The 26,045-nt window shown below is 48.7% G+C and carries 23 protein-coding genes; 17 read left to right on the top strand and 6 right to left on the bottom strand.

Annotated elements, in window-relative coordinates; all coding sequences use genetic code 11:
* The first annotated feature begins 305 nt into the window (after positions 1 to 305).
* The 4 genes from EL645_RS08970 (at position 306) to map (ending at position 3,878) form a co-directional block, all read left to right on the top strand.
* Positions 306 to 1,358 carry an MBL fold metallo-hydrolase gene (locus tag EL645_RS08970; RefSeq protein WP_126549704.1) on the top strand — a complete coding sequence of 351 codons (1,053 nt, stop codon included), beginning with the start codon at positions 306 to 308 and terminating at the stop codon, positions 1,356 to 1,358.
* A gap of 335 nt (positions 1,359 to 1,693) precedes the next feature.
* Positions 1,694 to 2,011, top strand: coding sequence for an HU family DNA-binding protein (locus tag EL645_RS08975; RefSeq protein ID WP_126549705.1), 318 nt, complete (start codon positions 1,694 to 1,696; stop codon positions 2,009 to 2,011).
* 402 nt (positions 2,012 to 2,413) lie between these two features.
* Complete coding sequence (locus tag EL645_RS08980) at positions 2,414 to 2,836, top strand: macro domain-containing protein (protein WP_218031794.1); 423 nt, start codon at positions 2,414 to 2,416, stop codon at positions 2,834 to 2,836.
* Positions 2,837 to 3,038: 202 nt separating this feature from the next.
* Positions 3,039 to 3,878 carry a type I methionyl aminopeptidase gene (gene map / locus EL645_RS08985; protein WP_126554092.1) on the top strand — a complete coding sequence of 280 codons (840 nt, stop codon included), beginning with the start codon at positions 3,039 to 3,041 and terminating at the stop codon, positions 3,876 to 3,878.
* A gap of 49 nt (positions 3,879 to 3,927) precedes the next feature.
* On the opposite strand, the gene EL645_RS08990 is transcribed toward map, so the two are convergent.
* A complete protein-coding gene (locus EL645_RS08990) occupies positions 3,928 to 5,094 on the bottom strand; it encodes a glycosyltransferase family 4 protein (protein ID WP_126549706.1) in 1,167 nt (388 codons plus the stop codon).
* Between the two features lie 472 nt (positions 5,095 to 5,566).
* On the opposite strand from EL645_RS08990, the gene EL645_RS08995 reads away from it, so the two are divergent.
* The 8 genes from EL645_RS08995 to EL645_RS45325 all read left to right on the top strand — a co-directional run bounded on the left by EL645_RS08995 (position 5,567) and on the right by EL645_RS45325 (position 13,742).
* Positions 5,567 to 6,487 carry a hypothetical protein gene (locus EL645_RS08995; RefSeq protein WP_126549707.1) on the top strand — a complete coding sequence of 307 codons (921 nt, stop codon included), beginning with the start codon at positions 5,567 to 5,569 and terminating at the stop codon, positions 6,485 to 6,487.
* Positions 6,484 to 7,482 (top strand): LCP family protein, encoded by a 999-nt coding sequence (locus tag EL645_RS09000; protein WP_161977243.1) that lies wholly within the window; start codon positions 6,484 to 6,486, stop codon positions 7,480 to 7,482. The genes EL645_RS08995 and EL645_RS09000 overlap by 4 nt, the downstream gene beginning before the upstream one ends.
* Before the next feature lie 253 nt (positions 7,483 to 7,735).
* Positions 7,736 to 9,022 (top strand): TolB family protein, encoded by a 1,287-nt coding sequence (locus EL645_RS09005; protein WP_126549709.1) that lies wholly within the window; start codon positions 7,736 to 7,738, stop codon positions 9,020 to 9,022.
* 305 nt (positions 9,023 to 9,327) lie between these two features.
* Positions 9,328 to 10,287, top strand: coding sequence for a protein kinase domain-containing protein (locus EL645_RS09010; RefSeq protein ID WP_126549710.1), 960 nt, complete (start codon positions 9,328 to 9,330; stop codon positions 10,285 to 10,287).
* Between the two features lie 181 nt (positions 10,288 to 10,468).
* Positions 10,469 to 10,855, top strand: a complete 387-nt coding sequence (locus tag EL645_RS09015) for a RidA family protein (protein ID WP_126549711.1) — start codon at positions 10,469 to 10,471, stop codon at positions 10,853 to 10,855.
* Between the two features lie 18 nt (positions 10,856 to 10,873).
* Positions 10,874 to 12,424, top strand: a complete 1,551-nt coding sequence (dnaA, locus tag EL645_RS09020) for a chromosomal replication initiator protein DnaA (protein WP_218031795.1) — start codon at positions 10,874 to 10,876, stop codon at positions 12,422 to 12,424.
* Between the two features lie 518 nt (positions 12,425 to 12,942).
* Entirely contained in the window at positions 12,943 to 13,596 is a 654-nt protein-coding gene (locus EL645_RS09025; RefSeq protein ID WP_161977244.1) for an HAD-IIA family hydrolase, read from the top strand.
* A 2-nt stretch (positions 13,597 to 13,598) separates the two neighbouring features.
* Positions 13,599 to 13,742 (top strand): HAD hydrolase-like protein, encoded by a 144-nt coding sequence (locus tag EL645_RS45325; protein WP_126554096.1) that lies wholly within the window; start codon positions 13,599 to 13,601, stop codon positions 13,740 to 13,742.
* A gap of 17 nt (positions 13,743 to 13,759) precedes the next feature.
* Here the strand turns inward: EL645_RS45325 and EL645_RS09035 are convergent, their stop codons facing one another.
* The 4 genes from EL645_RS09035 to EL645_RS09050 form a co-directional block, all read right to left on the bottom strand.
* Entirely contained in the window at positions 13,760 to 14,212 is a 453-nt protein-coding gene (locus EL645_RS09035) for a hotdog fold thioesterase (protein ID WP_126549713.1), read from the bottom strand.
* 48 nt (positions 14,213 to 14,260) lie between these two features.
* The gene (locus EL645_RS09040) at positions 14,261 to 14,887 is read right to left on the bottom strand and encodes a hypothetical protein (protein ID WP_126549714.1); all 627 of its coding nucleotides are present in this window, start codon (positions 14,885 to 14,887) and stop codon (positions 14,261 to 14,263) included.
* A 119-nt stretch (positions 14,888 to 15,006) separates the two neighbouring features.
* The gene (locus EL645_RS09045; RefSeq protein ID WP_161977245.1) at positions 15,007 to 16,182 is read right to left on the bottom strand and encodes a M20 family metallopeptidase; all 1,176 of its coding nucleotides are present in this window, start codon (positions 16,180 to 16,182) and stop codon (positions 15,007 to 15,009) included.
* 143 nt (positions 16,183 to 16,325) lie between these two features.
* Complete coding sequence (locus EL645_RS09050) at positions 16,326 to 17,003, bottom strand: hypothetical protein (RefSeq protein WP_126549716.1); 678 nt, start codon at positions 17,001 to 17,003, stop codon at positions 16,326 to 16,328.
* Between the two features lie 587 nt (positions 17,004 to 17,590).
* On the opposite strand from EL645_RS09050, the gene EL645_RS09055 reads away from it, so the two are divergent.
* A complete protein-coding gene (locus EL645_RS09055) occupies positions 17,591 to 19,753 on the top strand; it encodes a MerR family transcriptional regulator (protein WP_161977246.1) in 2,163 nt (720 codons plus the stop codon).
* 42 nt (positions 19,754 to 19,795) lie between these two features.
* Positions 19,796 to 20,467 carry an AAA family ATPase gene (locus EL645_RS09060; RefSeq protein WP_126549718.1) on the top strand — a complete coding sequence of 224 codons (672 nt, stop codon included), beginning with the start codon at positions 19,796 to 19,798 and terminating at the stop codon, positions 20,465 to 20,467.
* An 84-nt stretch (positions 20,468 to 20,551) separates the two neighbouring features.
* On the opposite strand, the gene EL645_RS09065 is transcribed toward EL645_RS09060, so the two are convergent.
* Positions 20,552 to 21,220: a sigma-70 RNA polymerase sigma factor region 4 domain-containing protein gene (locus EL645_RS09065; RefSeq protein ID WP_126549719.1), complete on the bottom strand. Its 669-nt coding sequence runs from the start codon at positions 21,218 to 21,220 to the stop codon at positions 20,552 to 20,554.
* Between the two features lie 576 nt (positions 21,221 to 21,796).
* Between EL645_RS09065 and EL645_RS09070 the strand changes: the two genes are divergently transcribed.
* From EL645_RS09070 to rho, 3 genes are all read left to right on the top strand, one after another.
* Positions 21,797 to 23,920 carry a MerR family transcriptional regulator gene (locus tag EL645_RS09070; RefSeq protein WP_161977247.1) on the top strand — a complete coding sequence of 708 codons (2,124 nt, stop codon included), beginning with the start codon at positions 21,797 to 21,799 and terminating at the stop codon, positions 23,918 to 23,920.
* 243 nt (positions 23,921 to 24,163) lie between these two features.
* The gene (locus tag EL645_RS09075; RefSeq protein ID WP_126549721.1) at positions 24,164 to 24,922 is read left to right on the top strand and encodes a nucleoside/nucleotide kinase family protein; all 759 of its coding nucleotides are present in this window, start codon (positions 24,164 to 24,166) and stop codon (positions 24,920 to 24,922) included.
* 60 nt (positions 24,923 to 24,982) lie between these two features.
* On the top strand, positions 24,983 to 25,903 hold the full coding sequence (gene rho / locus EL645_RS09080; protein WP_126549722.1) for a transcription termination factor Rho: 921 nt from the start codon (positions 24,983 to 24,985) through the stop codon (positions 25,901 to 25,903).
* Positions 25,904 to 26,045 lie beyond the last annotated feature (142 nt).

Consider the following 26,045-nt stretch of genomic DNA (forward strand, 5'->3'; position numbering starts at 1 on the left):
AGAGTCTTTCCGACCAATTTTGCGCCTGCAAGTGGATAACTTGTGGATAACTTTTTTTTGTTGATGCCCACAAGTGGTATAAAAAGCTTTAACGGTTTTTAACTCGCTTCATTCGACTTCTATGCCATAACCAAAGAACAAAATAGTCATGGGCGGCAAACAAGTTTGACATTTGTCTTTCCAGAAAAATACAATTCAAAGATAGATTGCTATGCACAAATCTTTTTAGCGCGCATATCTCCTTAAGGAGTTTTTTGCGAATTGTCCACGGCTACAACCGCTAACGCGTCAAAGGATATTTCCCAATGACACAGCAACCACCATCCACATCAACAACCCTGAATCAAGAGAGAGTACCTCTGGTCCGCGAGGTTGCAGATCATATCTGGCAAATTACACTCCCGATTCCGACGCCACTTAAAACCGTCAATGTCTATGCCCTGGTCGGACCCACAGGCTGGGTTCTGGTAGATGCGGCAATCGGCAATCCCAGCACACGCGAGGCTTTCTTTGCCGGTATCGCTCAGGCTGGCTTGAACCTGAAAGATCTACAGGCGATTGTGCTGACCCATAGCCACCCCGACCATATTGGCCTCGCAGGAGACGTATACGAAGTTAACGCTGTGCCGGTCCTGATGCACCCCCTGGATAGCGCAGGACTCCAGGAGACCTGGGGCACGGGCGCCCAGGCACATTTTCAGTTGAGCAGCCAGTTCTTTGCTCGCCATGGCTTGCCACCAGCTGAACACTGGTATACGCGCCTGCCACCCGAGCTCCAACGCACTATTTTACATCTACCCCCACAAACAGCCTTGCAGCCAATCGAGGATGGTCAGGTGTTGGAGCTGGCCGGAGAAGACTATCGCGTTATCTGGCTACCAGGCCATTCAGATGGTCAGATTGGCCTGTGGCGCGAACGCGATGGCATCTTTCTGGTGGCAGATCATGTGTTACCGCGCATTACACCAAATATTGGATTATATTCGCCTCTGGATCGTCCTGATCCTCTCGCAGACTATTTTCAATCATTGACAAAAGTCGCATCCCTTCCTGCACAACAAGTTTTGCCCGGACATGGCGATCCATTTGATCATCTAGCAATCAGGGTTGCAGAGATTATTGAACATCACCAGCGTCGACTAAAACAAATTATAGATTTACTCACAATTCAACCTCTGCATGCCACACAACTAACACAACAGCTTTTTGGGGATCGCCTCAAGAGCAATGAAGCCCTGCATCTCGCAGTTGCCGAAATATTAGCCCACCTGGAATATCTACGTCTGCAAAAACAACTCATTCAGCAACAAACACAAGCAGGCATTCTATATTATGTCGTGTCCAATACATTGCCATGAGAGCAGGCTGTATGTTTTGCTGTCCCCCTCCAAATGGAAGAGCTTAGCGAATAAAAATGACAAATACAATCGCACCATATTCTAGAAAAGAACAACCTTATATAGAGATTTTATGAAATTTTTTTCGGCCGAGAATAGAGGGATAAATCGGCCTCCCAGGCTGATTTATGCTGTACGTCCTACTTTTAGGGATAGTGCGACGCTTGTATTTCTCAAAATCGCGTGCTATACTCCTAATCGGCAGTGAGGTTGTGACGCCGCTCTACAAGCCCGGCAAAGTGCCTTTGGGCAATCAAGCGACGTGTGTTGATAGTTGCAAGGAGGAAATCGAACCTATGGCCGAAGATAAGACAGAACAGGCAGCGGGACAAACCGTTGGCCGACAAGAGCTATCTAAGCGTATTGCCAAACAGGCGAAACTTTCTCAAAAGCAGGCGTCTGAGGTGCTAGAAGCCACTCTCACGGCAATCCGTGAAGCACTTCAGAATGGTGATGAGGTGCGTCTAGTAGGCTTTGGCTCTTTCAAAGTGCGCCAGAGCGCTGCACGCAAGGGGGTAAATCCACGCGACCGCAAACCAATCGAAGTGCCAGCCAAAGAGCGTGTACGCTTTTTCCCCGGCAAAGAACTCTCGGAGGCTGTTCTCAAAAAATAGTAAGTCGTGACTCTTTTCTCACTGCCACAAATACATAGCCCGTTAGGCATCCCTGGTCGCGGAGGAATTGGACGCGTCATGTGTCCCCAAAGGATTATCATCCCTTCGCTATGCAGGCAACAATAAGAGGCCTGTTGCCTCTGATGCTTATAAGGGCTATGTTCCATCTCTCATAGCATCCTCAATAACTTTTTATGGATTTATCCATAACTTATAACACCTCTTGTCTTGGTAGTTGTTTAACGTGAGACTGTTTGATTAATATATCCACTATCAGGAAATTGTTATGACCACACATAGAATCAACGCGACTACATTATTGCTAAACCAGGGAAATATCGTCGATGTAGCAGTCGATGCCATCGTCAATGCCGCCAATGCGGCTCTGGCCGGTGGAGGTGGGTGGATGGTGCCATTCACCGGGCCGCCGGACCCACGCTTATGCAGGAATGCCGCAAAATTGGCGGCTGCCCGACTGGCAGTGCAGTGGCAACCAGTGCCGGAAATCTTCCCGCTCGCTATATCTTTCATGCCGTCGGCCCCATCTATCAGGATCGTGGCAATGAGCCTGAGCTGCTTAGAGGAGCCTACCAACGCTGCTTTGAACTGGCGGAACAGTACCAGATACAGAGCATCGCCTTCCCCTCGATCAGTACAGGTGCCTATGGCTATCCACTCCATCTGGCGGCGCCGATCGCCCTACAAACAGCCATCGAACATCTACAACAACCGACCAGCCTGCAACAAGTGCACTTTGTCCTCTTTGATCAGCGCACCCTCCAGGCCTATCAGAAAGCCTTGCAAAAACTTACCTCAGACCATTAGCAATGGTTCTTCCAGGGCTTTTTCATGTTCGTCCACCACACTCTCTCCACCCGGCGCCACAGGCGTCAAAGAGGAACATGAAAAAGCCCTGTGGTTCTTTCCATAAGGTTGCCCTCAATGCCCTGGAGATAATATTATTGATGGATAGGGATTTTATAATATGGATGTTGAAAAGCATAACATCCAAGGGATTGAGGGGCATATGCAAGAGCAACAGCAGAATCATAATCAGAATTTAAAATCAGATGCAGAGATTGCGCTGATGCGGCAGGCTGGTTTGCTGACCTGGCAGGCCCACCAGGTGGCAGCCGCATTAATTCGACCGGGCATTACTACTGCTGAGATCAATACCGCGATGGAAAAGTTTATGCTGGCGCAACAGGCGGAGCCACTCTTCAAAGGGGTCCCAGATATTACGGGGCAGGTACCGTTTCCAGCAGTTGCCTGCATCTCTATCAATGAACAGCTGGTTCATGGTATTCCAGGCCCGCGTGCGCTGCGCGAAGGGGATGTCGTGAGCATCGATACCGGGGTACGCTATCAAGGTTGGTGCGGGGATGCAGCGGTCACCCATGCGGTGGGACAGATCGATGATACGAGCCGGCGTCTATTAGAAGTAACCGAGGGGGCGCTACGCCTGGCCATTACGTTGATACCCCAACGCCAGTACTGGAGCCAGGTGGCACGCGAGATGGAGGCGTATGTGACGCGGGCAGGCTTCACTGTTGTGGAGGGATTGGTTGGACATAGCATTGGCCGTGAGATGTGGGAGATGCCCCAGGTACCTAATTATTTTTCGCTACCCTATCAGGCTTTAGGAGACTTTAAGTTGCAACCGGGCGTGGTAATTGCGGTTGAACCAATGGTCACTATGAGCTCTAAACGGGTCAGAACACTCTCTGACCATTGGACCATGGTCGCTGAAGATGGCAGACCATCCGCCCATTTTGAACATACGCTGGCAATCACACAACAAGGAGTGCAGGTACTAACCGCCGGACCAGACGGCAAAGCATGGGCACTACCGGAGGGACCCCTCTAAGCTGCCGCTTTGACGTCTAAAGCCTGGCGGAATATATCGAGATAAACAATTAAGCCGCGATTAGCACTTGTGAACGCGCCACCACATCTCGATAGCCTTGCACCATGCATTCCATTGCCTCATGCCATGAACGCTGTGCCGCCTCACTCTCTGCCAGCTGGCCCATATGCTTGCGCTCTTCAGCGTTCAGTATCAGTCTGTCCAGGTACTGGCGGTATCCTGCTACCTGCTCTTGTTCCGACAGAGTTGCAGCATCCAATAGCAGACCTGTCTGGCCATGCTTAACCAGGTCACACACACCTTCTGACCGTACACCAACCACCGGCAATCCAGATGACATTGCTTCCAGTACTACCTGACCAAAGGTTTCAGTGTAGGATGGAAAGGCAAACACATCCGCTGATGCATAAGCTGTCGCCAGGGCTTCACCGCTGAGATAGCCAGTCATAGTTACTGGTAACTGGCTCAGATCTTGCTGGATCTCATTGAAGGCAGGCCCCTGCCCCACAATCACCAGGTGACAGCGTGAATGGTCCATCTCACGATAGGCTTGAATCAGCAAACGCAGATTTTTTTCCCAGGAGACACGACCAACATAGAGCAAAATGGTCTTATCTTCTGGCACACTGCGCTCTCGTAACCATTCCGCCCTCAGCGACTCACTGCGACGGCCCGACTGGAACAGTTGCTTCTCCACACCGCGTGGCCAGATGCGCAAGTGTTCAAATCCCTGGCTGGTCAGCATGCTGGCCGTGGAAGCCGAGGGGCAGAAAGTCAGAGCACACTGATTGTGGACAAAGCGATTATAGAGCCACATTGGCCTGGTTAAGAGAGAAAAACCAAAATGTCCACAGTATGCCGCAAGGTTTGTGTGATAAGAAGATATAATCGGGATATTGAGTAAACGTGCCGCCGCCAGTCCAGTCGCGCCCAGAATAACAGGATCAACTACGTGGATAATATCAGGGCGGAACTCAATCAAACGGCGCACGAATAACGGTCGAAAAAAATTAAATTTTAGTTCTGGATAGAAAGGGAAAGGTAATCCGGCAGTACCTACCACCTCAGCACCAGCATATTCGTCCATGCCACACTCAGGACCCAATAAAAGCGCCTGGTGCCCATTAGTATGGAGGTGTTCAAGTAAACGTGATACGGTTCTGGTAACGCCGTCGAGTTTTGGCAGAAAATTTTCTGTGATTATGGCAACACGCATTGGCTCACCACCTGCTCATCGATGTACGAAAATCTCGGATTCTCGAAGCACTTGTTTAGCTGGAATAGCTATCGTGACACATTATGCTAATCGACAAGATGCGATCAGACAAATGGGCGACCGATGTACCCCATATCAACAGTAACACGTTCTATTTAGAGGATAATTAAGGCTTGATTACGGTTATGTAAAACACAGACTAAAGGGTCATTAAATAGGAATATTCGAATATAAGCAGGTGATCCTGTTTATTTGGATGAGACAACAGTCACACTCGTGAACATTTACTCTACCATTCGTTATAATATGTAGGAAATGTGTCTTTTTGTATCATTGTGCCATATTATAAATAAAACATATGATGCTCATAAAGTACCTGGGCTACTAAGTGGATATAGTATAGTGGAGAGGGGAGAAAGGGCCCAAAGGGGGATAGTTACATATTCAGTGAAAAAGGAGGCAGGTATAGCAGGTGAAACATCAATTTATAAATAAGTCTTCCCAGGATGGTGCTGGTGATCAGCAGGGATCTCCATCAGGACCCGCTGCTGAATCAAAGCCAGGCGCGAATAATATAAATGGCGCGCAAGATCATGCCTCTGCTGATAAAAGTGGGCTGTTAACCAGGTGGAAGACGGGGCAATTACGACATCCTGCGAACCGGGGAACCATCCAAACAGGCAATTTAGCCGACGAACCTGCGACGGATCCACTTAGCCAACGCCAGATGCCCAGACGCTCTTCCCGCCAGGGTGTTCCCTCTTCCCAGGCTCAACCGGGCGCTAATCCTTTTTCAATTCCAGCGCATGAAGTGCCGACTGCTTACCAGCCTGCGGTATCCGATATGCCACATCCATCACAAGCCGGGGGATTGAGTCAGTATCCAGTAGTGCCCGCGAGCCAGCCTCCTTTTTCCAGTGGCACTGCTCATCCTGCATCATCCCACAATGCCTTCTCTAACTCGGTCCAAACAAACAGGCAGGGCTTCGGGAGTGGACAATGGAATAGCACTGCCGTATTAAATAGTTCCAGCATGGGTAATCGGCCACCAGGCTTTCCTGCTCCTCCTTATGTAGCACCAGGAACCACGAGAACCGGACATAATGGCCGCAGGCACATTCCACTCTGGGCGCGTGTGGTAATTGGCATTATGGCCTTCCTGATTATCACTGGCGGAGGTGCCTTTGCTTACTATCAGATCAACTTTGCCAATTCAGTCAACGATATCACCGGCAATAACGCGCTACACGATTTAGGTGGCAAGAACTCGGGAGCCCAGCAGCCCGTTAACGTCGATCCTTTGACGCAGCGCACCAATATCGTCCTGCTGGGCAGTGATACCGACGGCAAAGGCAATGATATCGCCACTGGCACCCCCTGGCTCAGACCGTGATCATTGTCACTATTGATCCTCAATCAAATTATGTTGGTATGCTCTCTATTCCACGTGATATGCAGGTCTCCGACTTGACCCTCGGCGGGCAGGCTAAAATTGACCAGGTATTTGAACACGGTTGGCAGGGCAATACAACAACAGAAAAAGCCCAGCGCGCCGCCGGCCATACCATGGATGTCATCGAGCAGAACTACGGTATCCATATCGATCACTACGCCTGGGTAGGACTACAGGGTTTCATCAAAGTGATTGATACCATCGGCGGTGTAGATGTCGATGCCAGCCATCCTATCTTTGATGACGCCTACCCCGATGACACAGGTAAGAACACCGACAAATATGGCTATAAACGCCTCGATATCGCCCCTGGCCCCCAACACTTTGATGGTCTGAGCGCCCTGCAATATGTGCGCACACGCCACGCCGATCTGGGAGGAGACTTTGGGCGTACCGATCGTCAACAGCAGGTTTTGAGCCAGATCAAGGTCAAACTCAATGGCACTGATATCGTTACGAAAGCACCTGAAATTCTAAAAGATCTGGATGGTTCCTTGCTAACTGATCTAACAGTTGCTCAGTTGGCCTCATTTGCTCAGTTAGCCAAAAGTGTGGATATCAATAAAGTGGACCGCGTCTCTTTTACGCAGAACTACTCGAGCCCAATCACAACCAATAATCTGGGCAACTTTGCTCCCAATTGTACACTGATTACAGCGAAGATTCGCCAGATGTTTGGCATTGATCCTAAATGTATCCCACAGGCTGCTACATCCGAGAATACGGGAACCAGTGTGGCACAGTCACAGCCTGCAATTGCAACCAATACAACTGCCTCTGTACCGGTTACGAGCTCCTTTCATACTGGTTCAGGCTACCAACTGGCTTGCCTGAATGCAGGTACCGCAACTATCTCAAATAAAACAACCTTTGGTAATTTGATGGATCTGATGCTGCTCACCGTCTCTGGCTCGTTCACAGCGATGGGTAAATAGAAGATACTCTTATCCCTGAGAATAGTTGCGATGGTTTTAAGCTGAGATGCGTTATATAGTCTAAACCCAACATTCGCTGGTGCCCTGACTGGCAGTGTACCATGACCTGTTAAAGGTGTACTACATAGACCTATCCCTACGAATAGTTGCCATGGTTTTAAACTGAGATGCATGAGACAGTCTAAGCACAACGTCCCCTGGTGCGACGCCAGTCAGCGCACCATTAATTTTTAAAGATGTAATAAGTACTAGCATGAAAAAATATCCACCATGGAAGCTGATTTTCGTCTTTGCCCTGCTCGCACTGTGTCTGCAAGGTTGCCTGGAAGGCTCCGATACGAACTATAAAAGTGTGACGACAGGCGCAAACGGCGACGTCAAAATAAATGTTCAGCAAGCAATCTTTAAAGGGAAGATGTATTTCACCCTGGATCGCAATCTCTATGTGCTGGATGGAAAAGATAAAGTGCATCCAAAACAGCTAACCAGGGGGATGGATGTACGCGATCCGGCCGTTTCTCCCAATGGCAAACTAATCGCGTTCATTATTCACTATAAAGATTACTCTGACCTGGCCTATATGCCTGCCAGTGGTGGTAAACCAACTGTAATTGCCACGGGCACTGGAACATTTATTCCGGTGGGAGATTCCGTACGCAGCTCGTATCACTGGTTCGCCCAGCCTGCATGGGATCCAGATAATGAACATATCTATTTCCTGGGGGATAATCAAAAACATTATTGGGACCCAAAGCTAGTCGGTAACTACGATGCGGATATCCTTGACTTACAGGTCTTTAAAATCTCTATCCATGACAGATTAACACAGGCTAATGCAGAGAGTGCGCAAGCGGTGGCATATACAGCTATTGGTGCGGGAGGATTGCGCGATCCGGCATATCGACCTGGCGCGGGCCATAAAGATGAGCTTGTATATACAAGCTATAAGTATATAGCACCTGATTATTCAAAGTTGGCGGTGCAGATCAATCTGATTGATGTGAATGCCATCAATGATAATGTCCAACAATTTCCTGATAACCCTTATGCACAGAAATATCATCCGGGTGCCTATGGAAACGAGATTGATCCCAGCGTGGCGCTTACTCCGGAACAAGCTAATTTGACGAATATGCAGCCTTCATTTTCACCAGATGGCAATACACTGATCTATGTACGACGTGACGATGCGACCCATATGAGCCTGTATACAATGTCTGTGGTAAACGGCGTGACCAGCGATCCCAATGATCCTGCATTTGATCCCAATAGCGCCGCCAATTCCCAGAAAGGCCTCTCGCTGTATGGCAAGTCCACCAAACTTATGACGAGCCAGTATCTCAGTCAGCCGGTCTGGTCACCCGATGGATCGCAGATCGCTTACTATGATTATCATGACAATATCTTCGATCTCTGGCTGGCCAGCGTGGTAAAAGATTCGAAAACCGGCTCCTATAGCATTCAGAAAGATAGTACCGTACAGCTAACGCAGGCCAGCGGTAACCTGGATGCGGATTCGCGTATGGCCTGGGGCGCGTAGGGGCGCGCACAAACAGGCTCCCTGCCTGGATAAATATAGCGCATGGACCGCTGGCAATATGGCCGCTGCCTTAGCGGTCCATTCTTCTTTAGTGAGCATCTTCCATACCCCGTCAGTAACGCGCCGGGGCCTTTTCAGGCTATAGCTAGCGCATTCATAAAATATGCTTGCTTGTTATCAGCAGGCGAAATAAAGGATAGACGCTGGTCATGTAACACTCGACGGCATAACTCATTAATGGTATACTACCCTCTGAAACGGAATTTTCTTATAAAGTATTCGCCCAGGTCGCTTGAGGTGAGACGTTGAACCAATTTGAAGGCACACTGATCGCTGGACGGTACGAGATTCGTGAGCATATCGCTACTGGTGGTATGGCGAGCGTATTCAAAACCTGGGATCACCGGGTGGAGCGCATTGTAGCAATTAAAGTGCTGCGCTCCCTGGACAAAAATGATCTTCGTGCAGTCGAGCGTTTCCGCCGTGAAGCTCGCGCTGCCGCAGCGCTCGCACATCCGAATGCCGTCACTATTTATGACTTTGTAGAAGAAATGGGCCAGTATTTTCTGGTGATGGAGTATATTCATGGCCCGACGTTAAAACAACTGATTGCGCAGCGCCGTCAATTACAACCTCGCGAGGCGATAGAGATTGCGGCCCAGGTCTGTGCAGTATTGCAAGTTGCGCATGCACGTGGTTTTATTCATCGCGATATTAAACCGCAAAATATCATGTTGGCATGGAGCGGCGGCGCGGGTAGCCTCAGCGACGGAGGCGCATGGGTGAAGCTTACCGACTTTGGTATTGTACGTGTGGCAGAGGATGCAGGATTAACAAATAGTGGTATCGTGCTTGGCACGGCCGATTATTTGTCGCCCGAACAGGCACGCGGAGAAAACCTGACCGCCTCTTCCGATCTCTATTCTCTTGGTGTTGTGATGTTTGAGATGCTGGCTGGCCGGCCTCCTTTTGTAGGGCCGACAGCGGTTTCGATCGCCATGCAGCATGCATCAACCAATCCGCCACCATTGCGTCAGTTCAGTCCACAGGTTCCCACCGTGCTGGAGCAGCTCGTCAATCGTACACTGCAAAAAGAGCCAGATGAGCGGTTTGATTCAGCAGCGGAGATGCAAAAGGCACTGCGAGCGTGCGCAAAAGAGTTAGCACGCAGTAAGGCACCATCAATGCCAGTCGGCCCCTCTTATCCGTCACGCTTTGGTGATGGGCAGGGCCAATATCCACCTTCAGGGCACGGTCAATTCTGATCGTTGCCCTCCGGTGAAAGAGCAGATCAGTTCAGGGGGCACGCACGAGAGAGCATTGGCGTGTCCTTCACTATCTAACTCTCATTTTTCAGGTTCTCTCAATTTTCTTTTTGACTATATTCAGTATACATTCAGCGCAAGATAGCATTCGCGTCTACTTGCCCGATGATGGGAAATGCACATGGAATATACACAGATTAGCACTTCAGAAGCTCCAGCGGCGATTGGTCCATATAATCAGGCCATCCGCTACGGACAGTTCATTTACACCTCCGGTCAGATTCCTCTTGATCCGGCTAGCGGTGAAATGGTTGGCGACGATGTCCAGACACAGACACATCGTGTGCTACAAAATCTACAGGCCGTGTTGAAAGCGGCCGGTGGCTCGCTAAATAGTGTGATTAAAACCACTGTTTTCCTGACACAGATGAGCAATTTCCAGGCGATGAACGAGGTCTATGCCACCTACTTTGGGGATAACGCACCTGCGCGCTCTACGGTCGCGGTCGTGGAACTGCCTAAGAAGGCGCTGGTCGAAATCGAGTGTGTAGCGCTAGCGCAAGACTAAGGGCATGGGGGAATAACGGTGAATACCGCTACTATCTGGCGTACTACCCTTGCACAACTGGATACAACTCCCATTGATGCGCTGACCAAGACTTGGCTCCAGGAGGCTCACCTGGTTGAGTTGGCACCTGATGCGCTCCATGATCTTGCTCCGGATATTTCCGAGCAAGGTCTGCTGGCGTTCGCCCTCCAGGTTCCTAATGATCTGGCCGGGGATATCATTGCGACACGCTGGCAGCAGTTGTTGGAGGATGTATTAAAAGATGTGCTTGGGCAACCAGTGGCTCTGGTGGTGAGAGCTTCCTCTCACGCTGCACCTGTACCAGAAACACTGCCTCCCATCCATGAGCGGGAAAGGGAGCGTGAGCCACAGGCACCACGCCCTCCTCATTCAGCGCGACAATCCCATTCGGGACAACATAATAATAACCATAGTGGCAATGGCTATTATGATATTGCGTCGCGCTCACCAACCCAGTCAGAGTTTTCTTATGCTTCCCCTGAAACGCTGGAAGATTGGGAAAATGAGCAGCGGGCGAATATGCTGGCCCATAATCGTTTGAATGCACGCTATACCTTTGATGCTTTTATCGTTGGCAATAGCAATCGTCTGGCACATGCGGCCTCATTAGCGGTCGCTGAAGCACCCGGCGAATCATATAATCCTCTCTTCCTCTATGGCGGTGTGGGATTGGGCAAGACCCACTTACTACATGCCATTGGACATCAAGGGGTGCAGACTGGCCTGGCTGTCCTGTATGTCTCTTCTGAACAGTTCACTAATGAAATTGTTAATGCGATTCGCTACCGTACCACTGAAGAATTTCGTGCCAAGTATCGCTCGGTCGATATCCTGCTGGTAGACGATATCCAATTTATCGCCGGTAAAGAATCTACTGAGGAAGAATTCTTCCATACCTTTAATAGCCTCTATGAGATGAGTAAACAGATCGTGATCTGTAGTGATCGTCCCCCCAAGGCTATCTTGAGTCTGGAGGAACGCTTGCGCTCACGCTTTGAGTGGGGCTTAATCGCTGATATTCAGCCACCAGACCTGGAGACCAGGATGGCTATTCTGCGCGTGAAGGCCGATCTCTTGCATTATCATGTGCCCGATGAGATTATTGCCTATATCGCGGGCCGCGTGCAGACCAATATCCGTGAATTAGAGGGCTGCTTGAATCGCTTGATGGCCTATCAGCAACTTCATAGGGTTGAGCTGACCATGGATGTGGCACGCTCGGCTATCTCTTCCCTTGGCACGGATACGCGCGAACCGACACTCAATAGCCGCCAGATCGCCCAGGCAGTAGCCGATTATTATCATATCTCGCTTGAAGCCATGTGCGGCAAACAACGCGATAAATATATAGTCACACCACGGCAGATCGCGATGTACCTTATTCGTCAGGAAACCTCAACCTCGTTGCTGGAGATCGGCCAGCTCTTTGGGGGCCGCGACCATAGCACGGTACTCCATTCCTGCGAAAAGATCGATCGCACCATCAATGTCAACCAGACCCTGCGCCGCGAGATCCTGGCCATTCGCGAACAATTATTGCGCGAATAAAACAACGCGCAATAATATGCCTGATCCTCAAGATCGCCACGATCTTCACGCCTGATTTTGCACGCCTTTTGCGCGCAAAAATTTACCTTCTGTGGTAATCATACTGTTTTATTATGTGGTGTAGAAAGTGTGCGATGCACACTTTCTACACCACATAATAAAACAGGCATAATTTTCTGTGCCTGCTGAGCTCATACACAGTAACTTATGTAGTGCAAAAAGTGTGCCCTGCACACTTTCTACACCATATAATAAAACAGGCATAATTTTCTGTACCCGCTGAGCTCATACACAGTAACTTATGTAGTGCAAAAAGTGCGCCCTGCGCACTTTTTGCACTACATAAGTTACTGGTGCGGGCGCGCATGCGCCCGCACACAAGGGAACGACACAATCCCTATACCTTTCCCTGGTAGAAAGGGCATTTTCATATGCCCATAAATACTCTGTGATATACTGGGTGCGAACCTATGGCCGCGTTTCCAATTGCTTTTAATAATATGGAGAACAACGGTAGCATGTTACCACAGATACAAGACCTCACAACCTACCTCATTGATCTCGATGGCGTCGTTTATCGAGGCGAGACCTTAATTCCAGGTGCCCTGGAATTTATTCAGTGGCTGGATGCCAATGCAAAAAAATATTTGTTCCTGACTAATAATTCATTCGCCAGTGAGACCCAGGTGGTCGAAAAGCTAGCACGGCTGGGGATTAAGACGGATAAGAGCCATGTGATGGGCGCGGCCCAGGCCGCAGTGCAAAGCATAGAGCATCGCTTTCCTGGCGCTTCCGTTTATGTCATCGGCGAACAGCCCCTCTTCGATCTGGTCAACCAACATCATCTCAAGGTAGCTAACGAGGATTGGCAGAGCACAGATGTGGTTTTTGTCGGCCTGGATCGGGCCTTTGATTATAAGAAATTAACCGAAGCAATACTGGCAATCCGCAAGGGTGCTACATTTATCGCTATCAATCGCGATCCCTTGTTACCTATCGCGGGCGGCGCATTGACAGCTGGCTGCGGCACGATGGTGGCCGCTATAGAAGCCGGTAGCGAAACCAGTCCAGAGGTAATTGGAAAACCCGAACCCGCTTTGCTACAGGAAGCTATGCGCAAGCTGGGTAGTACACCGGAAGAGACCGTAATGATCGGGGATAACCTGGGGTAGATATTAAGGCCGGGATCGCGGCCAATACCAGGACGCTGCTGGTCTTCTCGGGCAAAGATACCCCTGCCAGCCTGGAAAAATCTACCCTCCACCCAGATTATGTCTATGCAGATCTAGCTGCAGTGATGCAAGAACTTAAAGGTTGAGTCCGCTGAGATCTGGTTTACTTTTTGAACAAAGGATCGCCATCATCTGGCGGACGATCCACCACGGCTACGGTGCAGCGCGAGATGCAGATCAGCTTCTCTTTTTCATCGCTGATGCGCACATCCCAGACGTGGGTGGTTCGTCCCATATGAATCGGGGTCGCCACCGCGAATAGCTGTCCATCACGCTTTGGACGCAGGTGGTTGGCATTGATCTCTAAACCAAACGCCATCTGGCGCGCAGTATCAATGTTCATCACACTGGCCAGCGAGGCCACTGTCTCCGCCAACACGACTGAGACCCCTCCATGCAAGTATCCGACCAGTTGCAGATGCTTCGAGCTAATCGGCATTGAGGCCACTACTTTCTCTTTGGTGGCCTCAACCACGCTTATATCCAGTGCCTCCAGCACCGTTCCTTTACCACTGGCATTTAAACGTTCCAGAATCTCCTGTTGTGTGGCATCCATTCCTCGTTTTTACTCCTTCCTCACCTGTGCCAGATGTGGGCACAACATCTATTTTGAGACGGTCGGCGCATGCTTCGAAGCTGCAACCTGGTTTGACTGCTCTTCCGACTGTTCAGCCACAAAAGGAGTCTTTCTGGCTCTCCACCAGAACAACATAAAGCCCAGGTAGAAAGCGACTAACCACATCACGACAGTGACAGTCGATGCCACAGGTACGTTCTCCCAGATCTGGTAAGAGCCGTTGGTGACACCGCCTGAGATATCCCGGTAGATGCTGAAGAGGGGAATACCTACCAGTAAGACCCAGGCGAACCAGCGTGCTTTGCCCGACCAGAAGCGCCAGATGAGCAGATAGCCAAGGCTGCCATAAATAAAGATAGGGGTAAGGTAAAAAGGCAATGGAACATGCAGCGTGTTCAATGTCTTCATGAAGAGATTGGACAACTGCAATTGAAAGTCGTTGGGATTATGCAGGGCCGATTGCACAAATGAGTAGTGCCACCAGTGACTTGCATAAGCAAGCATGTCTACGGCCATGTTGATAATACCCATCACCAGGCCACCCAGTAAAGAGGCTAATAGGACCGCCCGTGTTGGACGGATGTAGAACATGAACGCCCCGTAGACAAGTAGCAGAAATGGAACGACATAAAGTAGGAAGATAAGCGCTTCCATGTAAGAGAAACTCCTTAAAGTGCATAGTTACAGACAAAAAAGACCCGGTATAAATACTATACCGCTAAGATGCTCACTTGCCCAGGTCTATATGACATTTAGCCAAAAGAACAGTAGTTTTATTTTTCGTGCAGGCAGATGCGCTGTATCAGGCCTGCGAGCAGGGGGCCGCGCGCCATGAAAGAACTGACTTGCATATGTTCCCGATCCAGATTATGCATACCACCGCCCACAGGGCCAAGGGTGTCCAGGGTTGGAATGCCCGCATCTATCAAAATGTTGGCATCCGATACGCCCCCTTTGGGTTCGGCTTTGAGATTTATCCCTAATGCCTCACCTTCCAGTCTGGCCAGTTCTACCAACCACTGTATTTCAGGTGTTGGCTCATAAGGATGACGACCAGGATTGCGGGTCAAGGTAGTGGTAGTATCCGGCACATTGCTGGTGGCAGCAACCTTCTGCAGGGCCGCCGCTGCTGCGTCCAATCCCTGGCGGCTGAATGAACGCACTGAAATAGAGCAGCGCGCCATATCCGGAATTACATTCAGGGGTTCAGTACTATTTAATTTGGTCACATTGAAGGTGACACCAGGAAAAATCGCGTGCAGATTCTGAATGGCCAGAATCTTGTAGGCCAGTTCAATGACGGCCGAGCGGCCCTTATAGGGTTCCACACCAGAGTGGGCCGAGATACCCTGCACCTCCAGCACATACTTATCGGTACCCTTACGCGAATGGGTCAGCGAGCTTTGCTTGCCCGCTGGTTCCAGGACCAGCCCATAGTCAACCTCGCGCGCTATCTCGCGAATCAAAGGGTTACTGCCAGGTGAGCCAACCTCTTCATCATTGTTGAAGAGCAGTACCAGTTCACCATATTGATCAAAGCCAGCCTCGATCAATGCGCGCATCGCATAGACGCCGAGCAACACCCCCGATTTCATATCCAGCACACCAGGACCAATCGCGACGCCATCGTTCATAGCAAAGGGCTGCTTGCGAACCGCACCCGCTGGATAAACAGTGTCTACATGGCCCATGATTAAGATGCGGCGTTTTCCATTTCCTTTACGCCGTGCCAGCAGATTATTGCCATAACCCTTTGAGGGATGCAGGCTCACCTTAAAATCATATTCACCCAACCACTGCTGGAGCGTGTCCATAATACTGTTCACACCTTCGACCTGGCCAGTGCCAGAATCGATATTGACCAGTGTTTCCAGGCGTTGGAAATATTCTTTCTGGTAGGATTGAAAACTCGAGAGGTAACTTTGTGCATAGGTAGCAGTCTGTGACATAGATAGCTGTCCTTCGTAGTGGGTCATTTTAACATCAACAGTGAGGTTAGTTTGCAGCCATTGTATCACAGAAGCTAGAAGGTGCGGGAAGAACGACACGTTAAACACCCCATGCCGACCTTCCCTTTAGAAAAACACTATGATTACGCGAAATCCTGTTCATTCAATTGAAAGGTCTGGCGCAATCTCTTATATGCCATACTCAATGAAGCAGCATGCCGACTGCGCTCCAGGGGATCTCCCGATAAGGCGCGCCGGTACTCACGTAAATCAATGCCAACGGACATAAAAGCGGTCTGCAATTGACTGGTCTCCCCACTTAAATCGGCGTGGTTCGCCAGATCGGTTAAGAGCGCCGTCCGCTGCTTGGCCGGAAAATCAACGATAATACGTGCCAGTGTCATAAGTACAGAAATCCGCATGAGACTATCCAGGGCGATTTCTGAAGGGTCAACATCATCGCCATTCGATAATAGATATGAGACCTCTCCATCCTGGGACGTAGGACGAATTAAACGCAACTCACGCCGGCGTAGGTCACGAAAATGATTGTGTGCTACAGTGCGCCCAAAACATGTCATTGAATGAATCGGCATCCCAATGCCATTCTCTACCAGTCTCGTATACTTTAAGGTGCGAATAACCGCTTCTTGTAATATGTCATCAGCAATATCATGTTCCTGTCCGTGCCAGGATGTGACGCCTGAAGAATAGACCCAGCCAAGAATATAGGGCCTTAATGTAGTGTAGAGCTCCATCCAGACACGATCGCTCACCGTTTGGCGATCATTCGTATGTACTATTGGTCGATAAACAGCCATGAGTCGTAACCTCCAGCAAGGACAGGCTAGCTGAGAAACCTATCTAACCTATCTAAAGTATGGCTCTCACCTGATGCTTATTTCTGGTCACCGAGCTTTGTTCTTTCTTATCGCTCATATACGTTATTCCACATCAACAAAGCTTCGCCTAAAACTCGTCAAACCTCTCATATTATTGACTTATCCTTATCAATTTTATAGCATACTAGAGTTATTAATTCAATGTTTTCTTAGGATCGGCTGATATTTCTATTATTTTCAACAAAAAAAATCAACAATCATAAGCGTCCAGGCAGGCAAATCAAGCGTTTTTTCATCATATTTTCTTACCTCTTCATAAATTAACCTTACTTTTTGAGAGATTAGTAAGAATAACACAAAAAAATCTCACCTTATAGCGTTTTTTCAATTGAGAAACAAACAGGCAGTCTGTAAGTTTTTCAAGCATCGTAATAGTTTTTTTAATACAGCATCTGCCAAAACGTCATATACAGGTGTACAAGCTATTCGAGCGTGTGTTATGATAGGCAGGAATTTTGAAATACATGGGGCAATACCCACTGTATTTTTTTTAAGGAAATATGGTGATGGATGAGCGCAACCTACAACGGATTGCCAAACATCTCAAAGATGAGGCCGCGCAACGACGGGTTCACCACAACATCCAGAGAGGGCGCAACGAAGTCACAGTGACGATTGGACGGGCATCACGCTTGTTTGGCTTTAGCGAAAGCCAGCTGCGCGATTGGGAGAAGATGGGGTTGATTAAACCGATACGCCCTAAAGAAGACACCGAGGCACGCCAGATAACAGGGCAACGTCAATATTCATTTGCCGAGTTAGATAAGCTTGCGATTATTCGCGAGTTGCTTGATGAAGCACATCTAACACCTGGGGCAATTCCTCCGAATATTAATGAGATCTGGTCAGCCTTGGCCTCACCAACACAGACGACAACGTCCCACCTGTTCGCGGATGAGGTGGAAGACTTGTTTGTGTCTCCTATTGCCCAGTCACAGGATGATAACATCAATAAACGCGTCACCCTGGCCTATCGCGATCTAGCAGGCTGGCGTTTCTATGCTTCACGAGTACTCTGGATGGCCCTATTATTAATCTACGAAGACGTCCCGGGTTTCTACGCTGGTCTTGTACTCCCCGCACATGACTATAATGCAGACGAAATTTTACGCGAGCCTGCCAGCCTGCAAATGGTTGGCGAGTCGCTGGTCGGCTGGCTGGGGCAAACAAGCTCATTTTTTACCTTCCTGACCTCGGCACCTGTCTTTGAATATCCAAGCGATTATATTGTACAGCCATTATGTCCCCCCGAATTACGGATGCGGTTGCCCAATTCGATTGCTCGCCGTACCTTGATTGTCGTGCAACGTGATGAGATACAACATATACGGCGGCAGGAAAAAGCTATCCGGACCGTGCTGCGCCTCTTAGAACCACTCTATGAGGAACAACATCAATGGCAACATTATATGGGTGAAGGCAGACAGGATGTCATTGCGCCAGCCATGGATTTCACACCCAAGCTGACAGATGCTATCCTGACGGGGTTGACGAATATGACGATTCGCCTGGGCGGCAAGACGCCCGATGGCCAGCAGCGCTGGCAGGATTGTTGTATTCTCTTACCCAATAATATGAGCCTGCCCCTACAGCAACGTAGCTTGATTGTGAGGGCTAAAAGCCAGCAGGCCCGTCACACCGTTGGCGTGACTTCAGTGACCCCTGAGCGCCATGTGACGAGCCTGAGCATACGTGCCTATCAAAGTAGTCATATCATCTATCGGCCAGAGCTAGCCCGTGAAGATATAATGGCCCTGCAACGTGATCTGGAGGGCCCTATTCAGTCTAACATTGCGGTTCCTATCAGCGGTGAGGATGGACATCCCATCGGCGTACTATATGTCACCTCGTATGATCAAGATGCCTTCAGCGAAGAAGATCAGCGCATTTTACGCATCATAGCTAAAATTACTGAAGAACTATTATATACGTACAAAATTCGGCGACAGATCGCGGATACACTGCCTGATCTGTTAGATGATCCAGCTACGGTGGATCCTCTCTTTAAAGATTTTGCTTCCGAGAGTGATTTCCTCAATGATCTGGCGGAAGTCCTGACCACCATTAAACAACAGGTGGAGCGGCAGCAAGAACTGACAATACCAACCGAAATCGATGGACCGGTAAAAGAAATCTCTTTTATCGCCATAGATATTGATAGTCATGTACAGGAATCGATTGCTAATAGTTATGGCGATCAGACGCTACATAACCTGAATAAGGCCATTGGCTTGCGTATACATGATCTCTTGCCAGCACTCTTCTCAAATCACCTTAATTGCACTCTCTATCATATTTATGGCGGCATATATTGCCTCCTTCTACGTGGCTTTACGCTGGAACGCACCAAAAGCAATGCGGAACGCTTACGTAAAGCATTAGAAGGAAGCATCGCGCTTAAACAATCAGAGCTGCCAGGTGGCACATTAACTTTGCCAACTATATCGGTACACCTGGGAGTAACCTGGTATCCTTATGATAAACTCGCTGAGTTTTTAGCCCCTCGTCACATGCGGTCGGTGACCGATGTGCGCTCAACACTCTACCATTCGTTAGATTTTGCGCTCAAATTAGGGACGGACACCGGAGGGAATATTATCTATGCCTGGGACCCAGGTACCCAGACATATACACCGCATCAACCAGGGGAGGAACAACAAAAAAAATAGATATATACCAAGTCACAGATGGAAGATGGAGGAGTGTGAGTGATGTTAGTGAAGGTATTTGTTTTAGGGCGGCCTGGAAGTGGTAAGACGACGGCGATTCATCATCTTCTGAACCTGGCACAACAGCGTGATTATTCCGCTTTTAGCATAGATGACTATAGCATCCTTTACCGTATGTCCCGCGATGAGAGATACCATGAACAGTTCCGGCGTACAGCCTACGATGGCTTTGATGTCTTGGATCTGTCGGTGTTCGATACGGCCTTACAAAATTTAGAGCAACAGGTGCAGGCAATGTCAGCGCATGCTAGCAATGGTATTATCACGATTGAGTTTGCTCGTAACGATTATGCCCAGGCCTTGAGCCAGTTCAGTGCTGATTTTCTGAAAGATGCCTATATATTCTTTGTCGATGCTGACCTTGAAACCTGTATTGAGCGCATTTATCAGCGTGTGGCTTCGCCTCGTACACAAAGTGGTCACTTTGTTTCAGACTATATTATGCATACCTATTATAGTTATGATAACTGGTCCTATGTCAGTACACAGTTAATGTCTGTTTACCACATTTATAAAATGGCTCAAACTTTTCGCAATACTGGCAGTGTTTCTCATCTGCTAGCCCAGGTCGAACGATTTGCAGAGCACATTTTTCTGAATGAGTTTAAGCAGTTAGCCTCAGCAGATCAATTGAAGCAGCTGGCTCACGCGTAAACTTAAACGAAACGCCCGCGGAGCGAGAGGCTGTTTTGCCTTTCGCCCGCAGGGCGTTGGAATATTCTTTTCGATTTTTAGCTTCTATACACGCACTTCTTGCTTTAGACGCTTGTAAGCGATGCTACGCAGGGCCGCATCTCGACCTCTTATGGTTGGATCTTCGGAGCGCGGTCGCTTGTATTCGCTCAATTGCACACCCACATCCGATAAGGCCTGCTCCAACAATGATGGTTCCCCATCTAAATCAGACATATTAGCCAGGTCTGTCAGTAAAGCCACCTTCTGGCCACGTGGGAAACGCGCAACAACCTGGGCGACCGAGACGATTAGCGAGTCGAGCATTAGATGATCCAGGGCAATCTGGGAAGCATCAACAATCTCATTTAAACCCGTGGCGACATTAAATGTTTGTTGCTCATTCTCACCCAACGCAGGCCGTACCAGGTACCAGTCCTTTTTACGCCAATCTCGAAAATAATTGCGCGCAATCACCCGGCTTAAGGCTTTGAGAGAGCCGATCGGTGGCATTTCACCGCGATCGGCCCGCTGATGATAACGAAACGTTCGCATGACCGCTTCATGAGCAATATCTTCGGCGATCTCTCGGTGTTGACCATACCAGGACGACACACGAGAGTCCCGTACCCACATCTCGACCAGCGGCAATAACCAATTATATAGGTCATACCATGTCTGTCCATCAGTTATGTCGCAGCTATCAAGGTGGGCAGATGTCGCATCTGTTGTCATGAGAATGACCTCCGAAAATATGGCTCAATACGTTTGTGCTACAACGCTGATACGACGTCTATACGTTTGCCTCTATCGTAGTTAATTACTAACTCTGTCCTCACTCAAAGTAACTCTCCAGCGATAGCCTCCCAACCTCTTTTACTTCTTGTGCACTTTCATCTGTAAAAGATATCTGTGCAAGGTGTTGGTTACTATGTTGGATCAGCTAATCAGGTTAGATAATAGAAGACTATTCTGAAGAATGTTTACAATTAAGAAGAAAATTGCTGTATTTAAAGTATATGGTACCTGAGAAGAATTTTTTTGTCAATAGTCTCCAAGAAAGTTTCACAGCCTCACGAACAAAAGATTACTTTTCTTAATTTTCCTGATGCTATAGTTAACTTTCCTGAACATAGTACTGATATCCTTAGAAAAACTTCTTATCTCATACTTTTTGTCCATCCATCGGTAAAAAACCTCATATCTTTCATTCAAAACAGGTATACAAACTAATACAATTGTGGTACTATTAAGCTTGTGTTGCATCAGCCCTGAGTTTTTCTCCACTTTTTCAGCGAGGCGAAGATGGATGTGCGAAGTAAGCAATCAATACAGGAACATTTACAAAAAGAAGATGTGCAAGAACGCATTTTGCAAAATATCCATAGGGGGCGTGATGAAGCGACGGTAACCATTAGTCGTGCCGCCGAGTTATTTGGTATTACTGAGAACAAACTGCGCGATTGGGAAGAATATGGCTTTCTTAATCCACTGCGCCCCGGTGGCCCTAAAGGGCGCCGCCTGTATACCCCGACAGAATTAGATAAGTTAGCGATCATTCGCGAACTGATCAATGCAGGCTACTCTGCCAGTGACATTCCAGCCGATATTGATAAACTCTGGCTAACCATTCGTTCGTTAAGGGAAACAGTCCCCACTACCAATCCAGCCAAACAAAGCTCATCCACAAATCAGCTGTCCGCAGTTGATGAGCTCTCAATCAATCAACGCGTGACGCAAGGTCGAGATGCTTTATTCTGGGACTATTTTATCTCGCGAGCGCTACGCATCGCCTTAAAATTGATCTGTGAGAACATCCCTAACACTACAGCTGGTCTGATTCTACCACTCTCGCCGGAAGCTAAAGTACAATCAATTCGACGCGTAGAGGATCTGGAGACGCTAGGGGAATCCCTGGTTGGCTGGCTGAGCCAGAGCGGCTCGTCCTATACCCTTTTGACTCCCCGGCCCTGGTTTCAATATACTTCCGATTTTCGGGTTGAGCCGCTACAGGAAATGCGCGCTGGCATACCACAAACAACTCAGACGAGTGATAGGACTTTGATCATTTTGCAGCGCGAGACGAGCCCTCTGACTTTAAGCAGCGAGGTGGTGGAAACTATCCATCGTTTACTAGAGCCGCTCTACGCAGAAGTAGCATGCGTGCGCAGCTGCCTGGGACCTGGTATGCGCGATAATGTCAATCCCGCCACCGACCTCTACAATAATATGAATTATGATGACACTATTTTAAATGGGCTGGCGGATATGGTTATTCGACTAGGTGGAACTACTCCTTCGGGTCAGCCTCGCTGGCGCTTCTGTTGGGTCTTGCTGCCCCGTGATATTTCACAACCTACGAATATGAGCCATATGACGCTACGGGCACAGAATCAAGATGCACGCTACACCACCAGATTACCCCTATCAGGACTGGATAAACATACCAACTATCCCTATATCCGCGCGCTGCATAGCCGTCACATTATTTATGAACCCAATATACCTTCTTCAGACACACAGGCCATTCTGGGCGATCTAGATGCACCCTTGCGCTCTTCTATTGCCCTTCCGATCTCTGGTGAGGATGGCTTGCCGTTGGGGGTACTCTATGTCTCCTCACATCTACGCGATGCCTTTGCGCCGAACTATCAACGCCTCCTACGCATTATTTGTCGCATGGCGGAAGAGTTACTGAAAACCTACTGGATACGCCAGCAGGGGATACAACACCTGAGTAATATAATCAAACATCCGGCGATCATTGATACGCTGTTTGAAAACTTTCCCTCAGAACATGATTTCAATAAAGATGTTGAGACTTTGCTGGGCTCCCTTCAAACCGGTACGCGCAATAAAGGGAGTAAAGATAAACTGGCCGATAAGGTGGTGTCTTTCATTGCGCTGGATATCGATAAATATAGTAGCCTGGCAAATAAATATGGAGAGCGCCTGGCGCGCAACCTGACACGCGAAGTGGGTCTACGTATTCAGGAACAGATCCGTACCTTTTTTAAAGAATATCCTGAATGTCAGTTGTACCATATTTACGCCGATCGCTTCTTTATTTTGCTGAAAAATACTTCCCTCGATCAAACCCGTGAGCATGCCGAGCGCTTACGTATCGGGGCCATGGGATCTTATAAACTGGATGCCTTGCGTGTGTTCGCGGATCAGCAGAGCCGGCCCGAAAGCTTGCTTGAACTGACAGATATTACGGTGCGCTTTGGCATTACCTCCTATCCTTACCCCAAGTTAGATGAAATCTTACATGAACACGCGGCTGAATATGCGATTCCTGAAGTACGTTCAATTATTACTTCAGCCCTCGATGTAGCCCTGGTCAAAGGACAGATTGAAGGGGGAAACGTGGTGGTTAGCTGGGATTATGAGCAGCGCAACTTTATTCGTTGGTCCCCACCCAGGGCTAAATAGACTCTTCATTAATTCCGCTATACAACCCCTTTCTAGCTTAAGTATATTTCCACCCTTCCCAATAACTCTTACTCATCCGATTTATAGTTACCCCCCGTCCTATGTACGCGTTACGTGTATATTAACAATACCAGCGCCTCCTCCCTCCTTTGTCTATAGTAAATCAGATGAACATAACTATTACATTATTTATCGCTTAGTCAGAGTAAGAGGTGGTTTTGCAGATGGGAGAATCGTATACCTATGGCCATCAATATTTTTTTATTAGGACGACCCGGTTCTGGCAAGTCGACAGCCGCACATTATATTCAGTGGCTCATCAAGAAACATAATTGGGCTGCCACACATATAAACGATTATCATTTTTTGCTCGCCCAGTTTAAGGCCGATATTCATCAGCATAAATTCAAGCCTACGGGCTGTGGTGGCTTTGATGTGCTGGATTTTTCGGTGCTAGATTTAGCCCTGCACGCCCTCGAACATGAGGCAGAAACATATATCACCCATCCAAAGACCTTGCTATTACTTGAATTTGCGCGCAATGACTATATGCAGGCCCTGCAACAATTTCATCCTGCTTTCTTGCGTAATGCTTACTTCCTCTTTTTTGAGGCTGACCTGGATACCTGCATTAATCGGGTTTACAAGCGGGCTTACCATCCAACTAACCAGGACGATCATTTTATCTCTGAGGAGATGTTACGCAGTTATTATCAGCAAGAAAATAAGGCATATTTAATCTATAATATGCTGTCTCATTATGGGATCAGCGAAGACCGTATCCGAATTATCCATAATACGGGCACGAGACGCAAATTCTATGAGCAGATTCGGCAGTTTGTCATTGCTTTATTGACACAACATGCGGATAAACATAAGCAGCCTGTCATAAGCCACGCTGGTAGCCGTGAGTATTCAACCGCTTATGCCAAGCTCCCGACATCCGGCCAGCCCTATGAACGACAGGCGCGGGCAAAAGATTCAGATGCATCACAGATTTGACGTGTGTGGTACAGTATGAATAACGTATCCCCCTAGTAGTTGATAGGAGATCCATGACGAGTGGCATCCACACATACTCCATTTGATAAGCTAACTCCGATCCACCCTAATCGTCGTATTACTTTAGAGACTGGGAAACAACCGATAGCGCCACGCATGATTGATCTTCTGGTGCCGCTCGGCTTTGGACAACGGGCGCTGATTGTTGCTCCTCCCCAGGCTGGCAAAACGACGATTCTGCGCCAGGTCGCAGCTGCAACAATGCAAAATTATCCTGAAGCTCGCCTCTATCTTTGTCTGGTTGATGAAAGGCCCGAAGAGGTAACAGACTGGCGTATGGAGGTACGCGGACCACAGGTGCGCATGTATGCCTCTAGCTTTGATCAGCAATCATCTAAACACGGTCGTATTGTTGAGCAGGCCCTGCAGGATGCCAGGCGCGAAGTTGCGCAGGGACATGATGTCGTTATTTTACTGGATTCGCTAACACGTCTGGCCCGCGCCCATAATCTAAATAGTGATATGTGGCAGATGCCACGCAATCAACGTGGAGGTTTTGGCAGCCGCACGCTATCTGGCGGTATTGATGCCCATGCTCTTGAAGTTGGCCGCCGTGTCTTTGGCTCGGCCCGCGCTCTTGAGGAAGGCGGTAGCCTTACTATTGTCGCCAGCTGCCTGGTTGAGACCGGTAGCCGCATGGATGAAGTGGTCTACGAAGAGTTTAAAGGCACGGGCAACCTGGAGATACGCCTCTCACGTGAACTTGCCGACCGCCGTATTTTTCCAGCCATCGATGTCACTATATCCAGCACGCGCCAGGAAGAGCGGCTGCTTTCATCCACCGAGTTACGCGCGATGTCCATTGTGCGCCGCCGCATGGCCGACATCCCTCGTCGCGAAGCCTCCGAACAAGTCATTCAACTCTTTGAAAAAACCCCCTCCAACGCCCAACTCGTAGAAGCCATCGTCAAACAAGGCTGAATAATATGTTGCACCCCTGCGGGGCGCAGCATATTATTTTTGATTGCATGGAGTGCGCAAAGCGCACTCCATGCAATCAAAAATAATATTACACATAAAAATGTGGCGGGCGCGGATGCGCACGCACGCAAAGGCACGTCTC

This window comes from Dictyobacter kobayashii (genome assembly GCF_003967555.1).
Taxonomy (GTDB): domain Bacteria; phylum Chloroflexota; class Ktedonobacteria; order Ktedonobacterales; family Ktedonobacteraceae; genus Dictyobacter; species Dictyobacter kobayashii.

Coding starts and splice junctions, on each gene's coding strand:
- EL645_RS08970 (WP_126549704.1), top strand. CDS start 306: ATGACACAGCAACCACCATCCACATCAACAACCCTGAATCAAGAGAGA.
- EL645_RS08975 (WP_126549705.1), top strand. CDS start 1,694: ATGGCCGAAGATAAGACAGAACAGGCAGCGGGACAAACCGTTGGCCGA.
- map (WP_126554092.1), top strand. CDS start 3,039: ATGCAAGAGCAACAGCAGAATCATAATCAGAATTTAAAATCAGATGCA.
- EL645_RS08990 (WP_126549706.1), bottom strand. CDS start 5,094: ATGCGTGTTGCCATAATCACAGAAAATTTTCTGCCAAAACTCGACGGC.
- EL645_RS09005 (WP_126549709.1), top strand. CDS start 7,736: ATGAAAAAATATCCACCATGGAAGCTGATTTTCGTCTTTGCCCTGCTC.
- EL645_RS09015 (WP_126549711.1), top strand. CDS start 10,469: ATGGAATATACACAGATTAGCACTTCAGAAGCTCCAGCGGCGATTGGT.
- EL645_RS09025 (WP_161977244.1), top strand. CDS start 12,943: ATGTTACCACAGATACAAGACCTCACAACCTACCTCATTGATCTCGAT.
- EL645_RS09035 (WP_126549713.1), bottom strand. CDS start 14,212: ATGGATGCCACACAACAGGAGATTCTGGAACGTTTAAATGCCAGTGGT.
- EL645_RS09040 (WP_126549714.1), bottom strand. CDS start 14,887: ATGGAAGCGCTTATCTTCCTACTTTATGTCGTTCCATTTCTGCTACTT.
- EL645_RS09045 (WP_161977245.1), bottom strand. CDS start 16,182: ATGTCACAGACTGCTACCTATGCACAAAGTTACCTCTCGAGTTTTCAA.
- EL645_RS09050 (WP_126549716.1), bottom strand. CDS start 17,003: ATGGCTGTTTATCGACCAATAGTACATACGAATGATCGCCAAACGGTG.
- EL645_RS09055 (WP_161977246.1), top strand. CDS start 17,591: ATGGATGAGCGCAACCTACAACGGATTGCCAAACATCTCAAAGATGAG.
- EL645_RS09060 (WP_126549718.1), top strand. CDS start 19,796: ATGTTAGTGAAGGTATTTGTTTTAGGGCGGCCTGGAAGTGGTAAGACG.
- EL645_RS09065 (WP_126549719.1), bottom strand. CDS start 21,220: ATGACAACAGATGCGACATCTGCCCACCTTGATAGCTGCGACATAACT.
- EL645_RS09075 (WP_126549721.1), top strand. CDS start 24,164: ATGGCCATCAATATTTTTTTATTAGGACGACCCGGTTCTGGCAAGTCG.